Source organism: Paenibacillus sp. P46E (assembly GCF_001909095.1).
Taxonomy (GTDB): Bacteria; Bacillota; Bacilli; order Paenibacillales; family Paenibacillaceae; genus Paenibacillus_AQ; species Paenibacillus_AQ helianthi.
The window spans coordinates 32888-46739 of record NZ_LVYZ01000077.1 but is presented as its reverse complement, the minus strand read 5'-3'; the positions used below and the strand labels follow the sequence as shown (position 1 = coordinate 46739).

Sequence of the window (13852 nt, the reverse complement as noted above, 5' to 3'; positions counted from 1 at the left end):
AGGTTTTGGAGTTTGAAATTCATCAGCAAGAAAGAATTAGTACTTGGCCGTCCCGTCCGTACTAACATGTTTTGTATGTGATTTCTATTGGTCAGACCGTGGGCTTGCTTTCGACTCCCTTCAAACTCCGCCTTGCGGCGGTCACCCTTGTTTTGACTAAAAGTTCCTACTGCCAAGCCTGTAGCGGACTTTCATCGATAAGTTATCGCTTATGCCGGGCACCAAGATGAATACCCCACAGGGCTTATATATTAGCCTTGCGGGGTATCATCTTGGTGCTGTAAAAGTGGATTTAGCTAAGGTATTTCTTAAAATGCTCTGCGACTCGGTCTGCGGTTCTTTGCACCTGTTCGAGGTGGTCATAGAAGCTAAAGTGCTGCCCCTTCCCCCAAAACAGCTCCTTTGGTCCTGAGAGACGCTCGTATACCTTTCTAGCCTGAGCAGGAAAGCTGGCTGTTTTCGAGTGGACAATAAGTGTTGGTGCCGTTACCCGCGACGCCTTAGAAACGGCGTCCGTTCTCAGGAAGACATCCCAAGCCATCACCGCAAACTCGTTGCGCCACTGAGGTAAATTCCCACGCTTTTTTGATAAGTAATACGGCATAGGAATAGTGTTGACCGCTTTAGGATTAAAGGGGTGATACGCCGGAATCATATCAACGACTCCTGTTTTGTCATACTTTTCTTTTGCCGCCTTACCAGCCGCACGCTTTCTTTCTGAGCCTCCAATCATACCCTGCTCTACAAACATACCCGCGATCGTCGCTACCGCACCCACACTCGGGTCTTCAGCTGCGGCATGAATCACAGTCGTTCCTGAAGTACAGATGCCCAGAAGTCCCGTTCCTGATACATCGGAACGACTCCGTAGGTACCGTAGTGCCGCCAACATGTCAGCGGCCTTGCTATCAGGATCCTCAAATTGACGAATTTCCCCACTACTCTCACCATAATTACGATAATCGATGGCCAGACCAATGATGCCCCTTCGAGCCATTTCGCCAGCATAGATACCGCTCATTTGCTCCTTGACCGAAGAGAACGAGCCGCCCATAGCGATAGCTACATATTTCCTTGATGAATCATAGTTTTTAGGTAGGTAGAGATGACCTACGACAGTGCCATCCCCACTGGGGAACTCGACGGTTAAGGGTTTGAACCCATTGTTAAGTGCGCTCAATTTTTTTGTCATTTAATCCTTCTATTCTCCTCTACTTCTATTTTGAAAGATGAAAACGGGCTACTTTTTGACCACTTAAATACTTGTAGCAGAAACCATGTTTTACAATCAACCTGCATACAAAAGCAATAATGCTCGATAATGTATTATCTTTCCCATGTGTACAATATAATAAGAAAACAGATTGTTTTCAATCATCAATTTCGTTTTATCCACGCATTAATGCACGAGATTGTTGAAATTGCGCAATAATTATTAAAAAGTTGGAAGCTATGACAATGATTAAGTCGATAGAAGGATTGTTTAATCGAGCAGGGGCGGCACTCCCCTCTTCCTCTCATACCATTGTACAAGAGGAAGCAGACTTTCCATCCTTTTAGCTTTCTAATAAGAAGTCGAAATGGAGTTGTTTGTGTTTCGAGCATTCCCGATGTTCTCTGTTGCCATGTAAAGACAACCCCAATTTATGTCCCTGAATGTCTAAAGTTCACCGATTCGAATTCGAATCCATTCCCACTGTTTTCAAAGGTACGGGGAATCCAAGTGTCTGATTCCTTACAATGGCACTTTGCTAAGGCCTCTCCAAAATAACGAATCCATAAGCATGACCTAATTTATGTCACCAAGATCATTGTTGTAAACTGCTCGTTAGCTTAATGAGCATCCGTCAGTCTAATATTTTATTATCTTTGAGCGTTAAATTAATGTGTTTTCGTTTAAATTTTTCAAAGGGGCCCACCTTCGTTCTCTCTGAATGCATCTACAGTTGCGGTTTGATTTTAGATAAAAAAACCTGCTCGCCCCAGTTTTTATCTGGGACAACCAGGCCTTCAACATCTCATTAAGATTCCATGAAAGTCGGGTAAAGCTCCGCGGCAGCAATGCCTTAGGAGACATTTGTTTAAGCTCTGTAAGTTCTCCGTCGGAGAAAGAACTTTCGAGGGCGCCTAAATTTCCTTTTACCCGATTGAGTCGTTCTATACCTGGAATTGGTACAATTTGCTTTCCCTGTGCCACAGCCAAACCAGTGCAAGCTGCGATGAAGTACATCCTTTTGGGACAGCCAGCGCATTGCTCAGCGCTACTGTTTCTAAATTTTCAACCTGAAAGCGAGCGGAAAAACAACGGTAATCATCGGCTGTCAAATCGTCGAAGTTGCGTATCTGTCCAGTTTGGTAGCGTTTATAGCCTGCTCCCGCCGTCTCCAATGCATGCCCAATCAACTGCTCGTTGCCTCCGAATACACCTGACATAAAATTCTCGCCATAAGTATCCGCTGTACCCAGCAGAGTCACTCCTGAGTTGGCACGTGAATGCTGCGTACGGATTCTTCATTGTCTGGCATCACTGTAAATGCCATAGAATTAATATCAAAAGCCGCTATCGGCGCTTGAATATTCACTTCTCTTTCGGGTCAATTGTCGTATGCAGAGTTCATTTCCCATATCTCAAGCGATTTGACTACTGTCGACGCATCACCCAGAAGTTTTAGGCCCTGTGCATCATGTCGGAACGGGAATATGCGTGTTGTCAGACTTTTCGTCCCATTAATGTAAGACTCGATCATGGATTTATCCAGATATATATGCAGTTGAAGATTACCGTCCGCCAAATCTACCTGACCGCCTTCAATACCTTTCTCCACGTCAGGTTCCACACTTGACTTGTTTCGATCCGCCATGAAGCTTGTACTTTCCTTGTCATAGAACAGCAATGTCTCCTCCATCTCGTCAGGTGACGTGCGTACCTTGATCCCGCAACGTTCGGCCTCACCGGGTTCAAGCTCAAGCTTGATCTCCAGCATATCGCCTTCAATTTCGTTCAGCCGTTCATTCGCCATATCGAGCGAGAAATCTGACAATTCGATCAGTTTAGCACCTCGTAAAGTCTCAAGCTCCACGATGGGTTTGACCCCTGGCTGACCGTCCGGCCGCATACTGATTTCCACCGGAAGGCCTGCATTGCCGAACCAACCGAGATCATTACTGATCCTCGGGCTCATTGCGAAAATGACGCTGAACAGAATGATTCTTCCGCTTGGATCCACAAAGCCGCTCGGACCGATCCAGTGCTCTCCCACATCGAACACCTGGGGTTCCTCATCGTCAGGAGTAAAGATCAGGCGATCCCGATCCCAAGTGCCTAGCCAATAAAAAATATATTTACAATAGTGAGGACTTGCGTGCAGGAACCACGGATTAACGATGAAGATGTGCTTTTGTTCACCTTTATCGGTTTTATAAAAAGGGAACAGGAGCGGGAGTTCCCAGGCATCCCCTGTTTTTGGATATTTATTTGAATTACCGACATAAAGCGGATTACGATAGACCCAGTCGATCATGTTCTCCGACGTATACAATAATGCCGTGCCGCCTTTTCCTGGTATGCCGGAAGTCACAATCATATACCATGTCCCCTCTTCCTTCCATACAAAAGGGTCACGGAAATTCCCGGGTAGACCTACTCCTTCAGGCAGAACTGCAACATACTCTGGGTGCTTGATCCATTCGACCAGATCATTGTTCCCATCCTTTCCGAATGTGCTCCTGGCCATGGCTACAGATTGGTCCGGATTCTTTCGTTTATCTCCGGCCGCGTAGAAGATAACCGGAATGCCATCATCATCGACTGCCGTACCGCCAGACCAACAACCATCAGGGTCGATATTGCCTTTTTCCGGAGACAAGGCAAACGGCACATCACGCCAGCGGAGCATATCCGGGCTAACCGAATGCCCCCAATGGATCTGGTTCCAATAGGGGCCCTGAGGGTTATGCTGGTAAAAAATATGATACTGTCCATTGAAGTACATCGGGCCATGCGGCTCATTCATCCAATGCTCTGGCGGAATAAAGTGAAATTGCGGTCTATGTCTGTCGCCATCATATCTGCTTCTGCGCTGAACCGTATCCGGCTGATCGTTGGGTAAGTGCCCAAAGCTGGCTTCGATCTCTTCCACTGATAAAGGCGTATCGTACAATTGAAGCTCATCGATAATGCCATTAAACATATTAGTTGTAAAAACACCATGCAATATACTCGGTTTATTGTTTTTGCCGATGAGTAGTTCCGCAGGCGGAAGCTTGATCTCCATGTTCTTCGGAATACTTTGCAAAGCAACCCGTTTCCCATTTAAATAGAGTGCTAATTTGCCATCAGCCCCATCAAATACGGCAGCGACATGTGACCATGTATCTCTTGGAATTGGATCTGACACTGACCAGACTTCATACCACATATCGCCAGTCCCAATCTGGAAGGACCATGAACTATGACGAAACAGCCCCAGCACAAATCCACACTTCGTCTCCCTGTCATGTTGGTTAACAATTGCCGAGAGTCTTCCTCCGTCCCCATGCTCATACGAACGGGGGGCAATCCAGCATTCAATCGTCATCGATTTGAATGTGCGAGAATCGGACGGTGCGGAAACCCAAGTCGAATATCCATCGAACAGAAGGGCATTTCCTTGTAACCCCTTTACCCAAAGCGGATCACTAGAAGGTTTATACTTCGCTTCATTAAATATGTAGTGAATATTGTCCTCCCTTCCAGTGCAGTGCTCTCTTATCCGTTTACCCTTTCCTTCATCAAAGCTCCAGTGCGCGATTAGATTTTGTTTCATATTAAATTAAACCCTCCTATTCCATATTCATCATTTCAAGGCCGGGCAACCGTTCGACCAAACCACTTTTGCCTTGATCATTTATAGAATAATCCTTATAGTAACTATAAGGTCAATAGACCCTTAACCATCTTTCGATAAAATTCGGATCGTCCAGAATAGGGGGCGTAATACGTGAAGAAAATGTTCAAGATTGGAGAACTTGCAAAAATTAAGAGAATCGATGCACAAACCTTAAGGTATTATGACCATATCGGCATATTGTCTCCTGATCTCATAAATGAACAAAATGGCTATCGTTATTATTCTGAAGAGCAATTTCTTGAAGTTGACCATATTAAGTTTCTCAAATTGATTGGATTATCGCTGGAAGAGGCTAAGCAATTCAGGGAAATAACAGGACTGAATGAAGCCATGCGCAAACTTAGAATTCAGCAGAATCATTTTGAGGAAAGAATCTCCAAGATGCAAACCGTGTCGCAGAGGTTTGCAAACATTTTAGATACGATTGAGGAAAAAAGCGGCTATTTCGAAAAGCATAAGAATGAAATTGAGATTAAAGAATGCGGTTCTATCCGAGGGGTTATCGGAGATTGCCAAACCGTCACTGACTGGTTTGATTTCGAGGCCAAATTACAAGAAGTAATAGCCAGTTTCCCCAATTACTCGGAGATCGGCCATAACCACGGACTGACCTTTATTTATAATGAAAAATACTTGCATTCAGCTAATGATCAGTACATTGATAAGGTTATCTTGCCTCTTGAAAAGGATTTTCGAGGTGGTGCTAATGTTGAAGAATATCCCCTCGGCAACTGCATTGTCGCCTACCACAAAGGTGAAAACGACAAACTCATACACGTCTTCGCAAATATCAGAGAGTATATTGCTGTTCATAAGCTGATTATAAGAGGCGATATTGTCATGACTGCAATTATTAGTAGTTTTATTGTAAATAATGAAAGTGAACACTTAATCGAAATACGAATTCCATTATTAGCATAGACCTCCCCCTCATAGCGTTTTTTGTTTCGTGCGTTTCACATACTCAACTGGCTATAGCCATAACAAAGACAAAAGCCACCATCAATAAGGGTGGCTTTTATCAATTAGACTTCTTGCATCCGGATCAGCTGGTATGCCTTGCCATCAGTTCAATAGGGAACATCCGGTCAACAGGTTGACCAGACTCCCCCTTCGTTTCAACAGATTGGATGATTAACTCCGAGGCATTCAATGCCAGTTCGTTAATAGGATGTCGGATGGTTGACAAGCTGAGCAACTCTGATACAGTCGGCATGTCATCCACCCCTAGTACAGCGAGATCCTCAGGTACGGACAGATTCAGGTCCTTGCAAGCCTTCAGCACCCCGATGGCAGAGATATCGTTCAGGCAGAATAACGCCTGCGGCAGCTGGCCATTCTTGGACAGCTGCATCACCGTTTCGTACCCAAAGCTTTCCGTCATATCTCCGGTAATGACCGTTGTGAGATTGCCCTTCTCCTGCATAGACTGGGAGGCACCGTTCAACCGGTCGTCAAATCCAGGGACCTGTCCATGCGGATAGGTAAGAATAATTATTTTTTGATATCCCCGGGACATTAGATGATCCACACCAATTTGTCCGCACTGATAGTCGTTCACCCGCACGATATGAGCCCCGTAGGATAAATTATGCCGTCCGATAGTGATGACAGGAACGTTGAGATCCATGAGCCTCGGCATGAACTTCTCTGTCTCCAAGGTTGCTTTTACAATAATTCCATCTACCATCTGGATATTCATGAATATTTCATCAAAGTCCAGGAGAATCAACTTGTACCCCATTGTCTTTAGATGCTGCTTCAGCACCTTGGCGAAGTGCAGGAAGTATAAATCTTCGAAATATCCATCATAAGTGCTGTTCGACAGAACGAGTCCGATGGTATGCATTTTGCCGGTAATCAGGCTTTTGGCAACGGGGTTTACCTGGTACCCGAGCTTTGAAATCGAGTCGCTTATTTTCTCCCGGGTCTCCGGGCCCATCCGGTGAAAATTACCGTTCATGAAATGGGAGACCGTTGCCGGCGATACGCCTGCATCTTTGGCGACCTGTACTAAAGTAACTCTTTGTTTTGCCATTTACTGCACCTCTGCGAATTTACTTGGAGCCTGTACCTCCGCGGTTATCGCGGACGTCTGTCCATTACTGCCGGAAATTCCGGAAACGCCTGATGCGGCTCCGTCTGATACCAGTAGCTTATCGAGCTGATATCGTCGCTGCGTTCAAATAAGGCTTGGCCGTCATGTCCTATTTGCTGCACAGTCACCTTCAGGTCCTCTTCAAACAGAATCGGATCAAGGATATGCCAGCGGTAGAAGCCCCGCATCGGGCAAGCCGCACCGTCATAAATGTGTGACCGGGTGTCGTCCTTCGTTGCAAAATAAGGGAAACCCATAAATGGGGTGGAGTACGTCTGCTCCTGTACCGGGTTCCCGTTGACAGATTTCACAAAACCCCAGGCACCGCCGAAATAATCCTCTGCCCCGGTACCGCAAATCGTCGGCCAATCCCGGTCACCGTCGATATAGAATTTCACTTCTCCTTCACCATACCAATAACGGGATAGAGAAGTCCAGGACATATAGGTGCCGATAAATTTGCCTCTCCCTTTAATTCCATCAATCAGGGTGTAATCCTGCCTCAGGACAGTGGGATTTTCTCTGCGGAATTGGGCGTGAAAATACTCAGTTTCCTCATCCAATTCATCCACCAGCATATAGTCGAATTGATAAAAGAATGCCTCAATGCTCTGCGGATGCTCATTCGTAATGGTCACTTTGGCAGCTTGGCGGAAGGGCATGGCGAAGTAACTGTTCATGCCGCCGACCGGATTCACCACTACCGGCAGTGAATTGACAACCGCCCGTGCCCCAAAGCCGTTGCAGAAGAAATCGCCAAGCGGCACTTCAACGGATGGTTGTTCTTCATTGTCCCAGTACATGCGGAGCACCAGATCGCGGAGGACGAACCAGCCGGATTCAGTCTTATCGGTAACGGTCATCCAGATATGCTGAATGATTCCGGGCCCTTCAATATCAACAAGTGTTGCGGTTTCTCCCTGCGCGAGCGAGATGAACGCCTTGCCTTTGCGGGCAACGCCTAGAGGGCCTTGCGCCTGGCCGCCTTGCCCCTTCAGACCCCGCGGATTCTCCGCTGTAATTGCTCTGCTCTTGCCTTTCATTCTGCCAAACAGCTGATTCATCGATTGCATGGTTTATCTTCTCCTTATCCTTTGACTGCACCGTCTGACACACCGGCCATCACATATTTATTCAGGAACAAGTACGTAACAATAATGGGAATAATGCTGATACTGATTGCCGCAAAGGTCTGGCCCCAATCTGTAGCCCCAAAGGCACCGATAAATTCCTGCAGCCCGACGGCAATCGTCTTGTATGCTTTATCGTTTGTGAACGTATTGGAGAACACGAAATCATTCCAGATAAAAATGAAATTAATCGACGCCACCGTAATGGTTGTATTGATGGTAAGCGGCGAAACAATCCGGAAGAACACCTGATAGATGTTGCAGCCGTCAATCACTGCAGCCTCAAGGAGTTCACCCGGCACATACCGGTAGAAGCTGGTGAAGATCAGGATGGACAAGGGCAGTGCGAAACCTACCTGGGGCAGAATCAGGGCCGGATACGAATTCAGCAGCCCGTAATCTTTGTACATAATGAACAGAGGGATCAGGGTAACCTGAATCGGAATCATGATGCCGATCGTAAAGAACAGCAGCAGCTTCGAATTCAGCCGGTTAATCATTTTGACCAGGGCAAAGCCTGCGGTCGCGCTCAGGAATATGATCAATACCAGACAGGTAAAGGTCACAACGGCGGTATTCTTGATGTACAGCAGCAGGCTGCTCTCCCGGAATACACTGGCATAATTTTTGAATGACCAGGAGTCCGGCAAGGCGAATGGTTGAGTAGTCAGCTCGATGCTCGACTTGAAGCTGGACAGCATCAGCCAGACTACCGGATAGATTTGAATCAGAAGAATGGCAATGACCAGGATATACAAAAGAGAAGAGGAGAGCTTTTTCTTCGCAAGCATGTCAGGCATCTCCTTTCCTTGAATTAAAAATAGCCCGAATAATCAGCACCGCAAGAAGACTTTCGATAACAATGAACACGGCAATTGAGCTTCCGTATCCATACTGAATGGTGGAGAACGCTTGTTTATACATATAAGTGGTAACTAGCTCTGTAGCAGACCCAGGCACACCAATAATGTAAGGAATATCGAAGCCCCGCAGCGCCCCTGTGGTACACATAATCAAAGCCAGGCTCAGCACATGCTTAATGCTCGGAAGCTTAATATAACGAATCAGCTGCCAGCCGGTTACGCCGTCAATGGTGGCCGCTTCTTCAATTTCTTTGGGAATCGCAATCAGGGCCGCATAAAAGATAACCATATACATTCCGATAAAGCGCCACCCCTCGGGGATGGACACGGCGATCAATGCCGTATGGGGATTGGAGAGCCAGGCCGACTGAAGATGGCTGAGTCCGACCCAGTCCAGGAACATATTCAGCAGACCGAGAGGCTGAAGCGAATAGAAATTACGGAACATTTGCGCAATCGCTACCGTTACAACAACCGCCGGCAAATAATACAGGGTTCTGAAAATTCCTGCGCCTTTGGTGACATAGGAGAGCAGCAGGGCAAAAAACAAGCCGATAAACACCTGCATAAATACTACAATCACCACGTATACCAGATTGTTTTGCACAGAATTCCAGAAATAGGTATCCTTGAACATTGCAATATAATTATCGAAGCCGGTGTATCGCGGCTCCTGAATGCCATTCCATTGCTGAATGCTGTATTTCAGGGACTGGATAATGGGGACAAACACCGTTCCCAGATAAAATATCAAGGCCGGCAGGATGAAGATTAACCAAGCCTTTTTGTCTTTTAGCACATTCATATAGAGTCACCCCGTTTGTGTAATTACACTAGTAGTTGAAGGTCTCCGCCCGGCCCTTAAGGGCCGGGCGGAGACGTTTCTGCTTGGGCCGGAATTTTATTTGCCGGCTGTGTTCTTGGCAATGGCATCGTCAATCTGCTTGGCAAAATCCTCTGGAGTCATAAAGCCCATGGTCAGTTTAGTAATCAGATCACTCATCACCGAGTTGGTGTTCGGATCAAGCAGAGTATCCCAAGGCTTGGCGAACTCTGAGCCATAATTGTCCATATCCTTTTTGATCCGCAGGAACAGCGCGGAGAATTTAGACTCGTCATCAATGGTGAATTTAAGCGGAGACATTTGTTGTTTGGCTACATAGACGTCGCTGTAATTTTTCAGCACATAGCTCAGGAATTCCTTAGGCAGTCCATCGAACGTTTTCGCGGACGCCCCGAGTCCGATCCCGCTGTTACCGAAGTATTCATTGTCCGGTGTGACCGCATTGCTTGTGGTCGGCAGATAGAAATAATCCACATTGCCCTTGAGTCCTTCCGGCAGGCTTTCTTCCACGAAGGACGGTATTTCCCAAGTGCCCATGTTGTACATGGCAGCCTGTCCGTTCAGGAATAGATTTTTGGCTGTCGTATAATCGGTTGTAGCGAATCCATCCTGAAAGTATTTTCCGATTTGCGAAGCGAAGTTAGCCGCCTGCATGCCTGCCGCATCGGACATTTTGGCTTTGCCCTGGCTCAAATCCCGGATGAACTGATTGCCTGTCGTCCGGAAGGGGTACATTGCCGCATAACGCAATACCGGCCATACATCAACACCGTCTACAGCGATAGGCGTAATCCCCTTGTCTTTGAGCGCTTTGCTGACCGCAAGCAGATCATCAAGGGTTTTAGGCACCGTAAGATTGTTGTCAGCAAATATTTTTTTGTTATACCAGGTCATTTCCATGTGGTATTCCATCGGCAGGAGATACAAGCTTCCATCAGGCAGCTCCTGGTATTTCAGCGCGGGCTTGTAGAACTTATCATACAGCCCCTCGTCCTTCAGGAATTTCCCCATGTCCACCAGCAAGCCCGCGTTTACAAGTTCCTGTGCAAAAGGGTCGGCATCGCTGTCAATAAAATCCGGCATCTGTCCTGAAGCAACCAGCGTTCTCAGCTTGGTCAGGTAAGAAGGTCTGTCCGCTGTCACCTGAAGGTCCAGCTTAAAGCCGGGATGATCGGCGGCGAACCGTTCGGCAAGCTCCTTAACCGTCTGGACAATCGCTCCATTCTCCGGTCTGGCCGAAAGCCAGGTCACTGTTTGCTCCTTAGGCGCATTCGAGGCACCAGCCTTGTCTGAGTTATTATTGTCTGCGGAGCTGCCGCAGCCTGCCAGAGCGGCCCCGGCCAAGGAGAAAACTGCAAGCCCAGTGAACACCTTTGACATTTTCTTTGTCATTTTAAACCCCTCCAATATATTTATCTTATTAGTGCCGTGAAACCATTCTTGTGATTAAAGCTCAGCAGCCGTTTTTAGGGTAATGTCCTGAACGCTTACAGCACCTTCATTGGCAAAAAATCCAAAGTGGCCGTCTTTGAAGTTATAGATTCGTGTAGTCATTGCAACTTCATTATTGACATAGAGGCATAAGATATCTTCTTCCAGAATGAGCTGGATGTTAATCCGGCTGTGTCTGGCAAAATCAAACGGACGCTCCAGCTCAATCATTTGCGGCTTGTCCCCGGCAATTTGCCACTGGAAAAATCCCGGTTCCGATCTTGGCCACATATCAAAGGTTATCCGGTTGTGAAAAGGATCAAATTTAATGAAATAGCCATTGTCCAACGCCTTATCCGTGCGAACCGCGATCCCAAAATCTTTTACATTCTGCCAATCTGTAAAAGAAGCTTCTAGCATGACCTGAGAAGGCAGAGGGTTCAGCGCACAATAAGCCAGCCCATCCGGGGAAGAGAGCTGCAGCCTGTTCTCCTGCTGAATGCAATTCTCCCCCTCTTGCAGCAGAATTTGTTCTTCCCTATTAAAATGTCCATAGATGGAAGACGGCATTCGCACCAGCAGTTCTCCTTGTTCGTTCTGGAGCAGCTCATGGACAACGAGAGTGCCCGCCCATTCCCAATCCCCATAATCATTCGAGCCCTTCTTCGATGGAACCCAGCCAAAAGCGTACCGCTTCTCGCCATCCGATGCTGTTTTAGCTGCATAAAATCCTCTGCCGTCAAAGGTGTCCAGCGTCGGTGATGTGTATGGACCATCGATCGTTTTGCTTTTTTTATAATGCGTGACGAACTTCTCACTGAAGGTGGAGTAGACCAGGTAGTGCCATTCCCCCATTTTGAAATAATCGGGACATTCCATCGTAATGTATTTGTCCGGGCTGTAAAAGGGTTCACGGTATTTCCAGTTAAGGAGGTCATCCGAAGTCAGAAGTGCGATACACCCGCCTCTTTTCTCCGAGGAGTTCATTTTCCTGCTAGTGACCAGCATCCAGTATTCCTGTTTCTCTTCGTTGAAGAACACGTAGGGATCACGCCAATCATATTGCTCATAGAGCACTTCATCCCCGTAGAGTTTGAATCCGCGATCCTTCGTCCAATGAATTCCGTCGGTGCCCGTCGCCCGCAGCACAACTTGTAAGGGCTTACCATCCTTGCAAAACGCAGGGTTGGGGTTATGTCCCGTGTAGAAAAGATGGTACATTCCTTCCTTGTCCTTGATGACAGAGCCGGTATACGCATTCCGGTCTAAAGCGTTTTCATCACCGTTCGGCAAAACCTCTCCATAATCCTCAAAATCAAGTCCATTTCTGGTTGCCAGCAAATTCCATGAGGTATGGTTGCCATAGTCCCCCCCCACTCTCTCATCGTGAAGATAGTACAGCTTGTACTCCCCTTGGTCATAAAACGGAATTACGTCACCGACCCAGCCATTCGGGGGTCTGTAGAATACTTTCCTCATCTGCATCATCTCCATTAGTAAAACGTTTTACAAAAATATAGTAACATAATTTTTATTCTTGTCAACGGTTACATTTATTTGTATAGTGAGTTTATTGGTATATAACATACTGAGTGAAATTACATTTGGTAAAACGTTTACCAATAAGTGAAAAGGGGAAGGTCATCCTTTCCGGCAGGAGGAGAACAGCTCATGATCATTGGGGCGATTGAAGCAGGCGGCACAAAATTCATATGCGGAGTAGGCAATGAGAAAGGTGAAATTCTGGACCGGATCAGCTTTCCGACAGAGAGCCCGGAGAAGACCATCCGGCAGGCGGTGGATTATTTCCAGGATACAGGGGCTGAGGCTATCGGCATCGGGTCGTTCGGGCCGGTGAATATGGATGGCTCCAGCTCCATGTATGGGCATGTGACTACTACGCCCAAGCCAGGCTGGGGCGGTTTTGATTTCGTGGGTTCTATGAAACGGCATTTCCCTGTGCCCATCGGATTCGATACGGATGTGAATGCTGCGGCCTTTGGTGAAGTCAAATGGGGTGCGGCTCAAGGATTGGACAGCTGCGTCTATTACACAATCGGGACAGGTGTCGGAGTAGGCGTGTTTTCAGAGGGCAAACTGGTCCACGGGCTTGTTCATCCTGAAGGCGGACACGTGCTGACCCGTCGGCATGTACAAGATGACTTCAAGGGCCTATGTCCATACCATGGCGACTGCCTGGAAGGTTTGGCGGCAGGACCGGCCATTGAGAAGCGCTGGGGCGTCAAAGGCTCCGCGCTGCCGGCTGATCATCCGGCGTGGGAGATCGAGGCGTATTATTTGGGCCAAGCTATCGCGGGCGTGATCCTGCTGTTGTCTCCAAAGCGTGTGATCCTCGGCGGAGGCGTAATGCACCAGGAACATCTGTTTCCGCTGATCCGCAGAGAGGTCTGTCAGGCCCTGAAGGGGTATGTGTCTGCGCCGGAAATCCTGGAGACTATGGATAGTTATATTGTTCCTCCCGGTCTTGGCGACAATGCGGGCTTGTGCGGTGCTTTGGCGCTGGGGATCAAGGCTGCACAGGGTTGAGCAAGTGCGGGAAACTGCTTGAATGCAGCTGCAAAAAAACGGAGGCTGCC

The 13852-nt window shown here is 47.4% G+C and carries 11 protein-coding genes; 2 read left to right on the top strand and 9 right to left on the bottom strand.

The features are described 5' to 3' along the window. Positions 1-292 precede the first annotated feature (292 nt). From A3849_RS27395 to A3849_RS27385, 3 genes are all read right to left on the bottom strand, one after another. Positions 293-1192: an alpha/beta hydrolase gene (locus A3849_RS27395; protein ID WP_083613690.1), complete on the bottom strand. Its 900-nt coding sequence runs from the start codon at positions 1190-1192 to the stop codon at positions 293-295. 965 nt (positions 1193-2157) lie between these two features. Continuing rightward, the gene (locus A3849_RS33150; RefSeq protein ID WP_218619267.1) at positions 2158-2433 is read right to left on the bottom strand and encodes a hypothetical protein; all 276 of its coding nucleotides are present in this window, start codon (positions 2431-2433) and stop codon (positions 2158-2160) included. A gap of 161 nt (positions 2434-2594) precedes the next feature. Beyond that, positions 2595-4805 (bottom strand): GH32 C-terminal domain-containing protein, encoded by a 2211-nt coding sequence (locus tag A3849_RS27385; protein ID WP_074114245.1) that lies wholly within the window; start codon positions 4803-4805, stop codon positions 2595-2597. Between the two features lie 183 nt (positions 4806-4988). Between A3849_RS27385 and A3849_RS27380 the strand changes: the two genes are divergently transcribed. Further along, positions 4989-5810 carry a MerR family transcriptional regulator gene (locus A3849_RS27380; RefSeq protein ID WP_256701024.1) on the top strand — a complete coding sequence of 274 codons (822 nt, stop codon included), beginning with the start codon at positions 4989-4991 and terminating at the stop codon, positions 5808-5810. A 124-nt stretch (positions 5811-5934) separates the two neighbouring features. On the opposite strand, the gene A3849_RS27375 is transcribed toward A3849_RS27380, so the two are convergent. The 6 genes from A3849_RS27375 to A3849_RS27350 all read right to left on the bottom strand — a co-directional run bounded on the left by A3849_RS27375 (position 5935) and on the right by A3849_RS27350 (position 12734). Further along, positions 5935-6927, bottom strand: a complete 993-nt coding sequence (locus A3849_RS27375) for a LacI family DNA-binding transcriptional regulator (RefSeq protein WP_074114243.1) — start codon at positions 6925-6927, stop codon at positions 5935-5937. A gap of 44 nt (positions 6928-6971) precedes the next feature. Continuing rightward, positions 6972-8060: a glycoside hydrolase family 172 protein gene (locus A3849_RS27370; protein ID WP_074114242.1), complete on the bottom strand. Its 1089-nt coding sequence runs from the start codon at positions 8058-8060 to the stop codon at positions 6972-6974. 14 nt (positions 8061-8074) lie between these two features. Next, on the bottom strand, positions 8075-8908 hold the full coding sequence (locus tag A3849_RS27365) for a carbohydrate ABC transporter permease (protein WP_074114241.1): 834 nt from the start codon (positions 8906-8908) through the stop codon (positions 8075-8077). Between the two features lies 1 nt (position 8909). Further along, positions 8910-9785: a carbohydrate ABC transporter permease gene (locus tag A3849_RS27360; protein ID WP_074114240.1), complete on the bottom strand. Its 876-nt coding sequence runs from the start codon at positions 9783-9785 to the stop codon at positions 8910-8912. Between the two features lie 96 nt (positions 9786-9881). Beyond that, a complete protein-coding gene (locus tag A3849_RS27355; protein WP_083613688.1) occupies positions 9882-11216 on the bottom strand; it encodes an ABC transporter substrate-binding protein in 1335 nt (444 codons plus the stop codon). A gap of 54 nt (positions 11217-11270) precedes the next feature. Then, positions 11271-12734: a glycoside hydrolase family 32 protein gene (locus A3849_RS27350; protein WP_074114239.1), complete on the bottom strand. Its 1464-nt coding sequence runs from the start codon at positions 12732-12734 to the stop codon at positions 11271-11273. A gap of 192 nt (positions 12735-12926) precedes the next feature. Here A3849_RS27350 and A3849_RS27345 point away from each other — a divergent pair, with 192 nt between their 5' ends. Further along, a complete protein-coding gene (locus A3849_RS27345; RefSeq protein ID WP_074114238.1) occupies positions 12927-13802 on the top strand; it encodes an ROK family protein in 876 nt (291 codons plus the stop codon). The last annotated feature ends 50 nt before the right edge of the window (positions 13803-13852 follow it).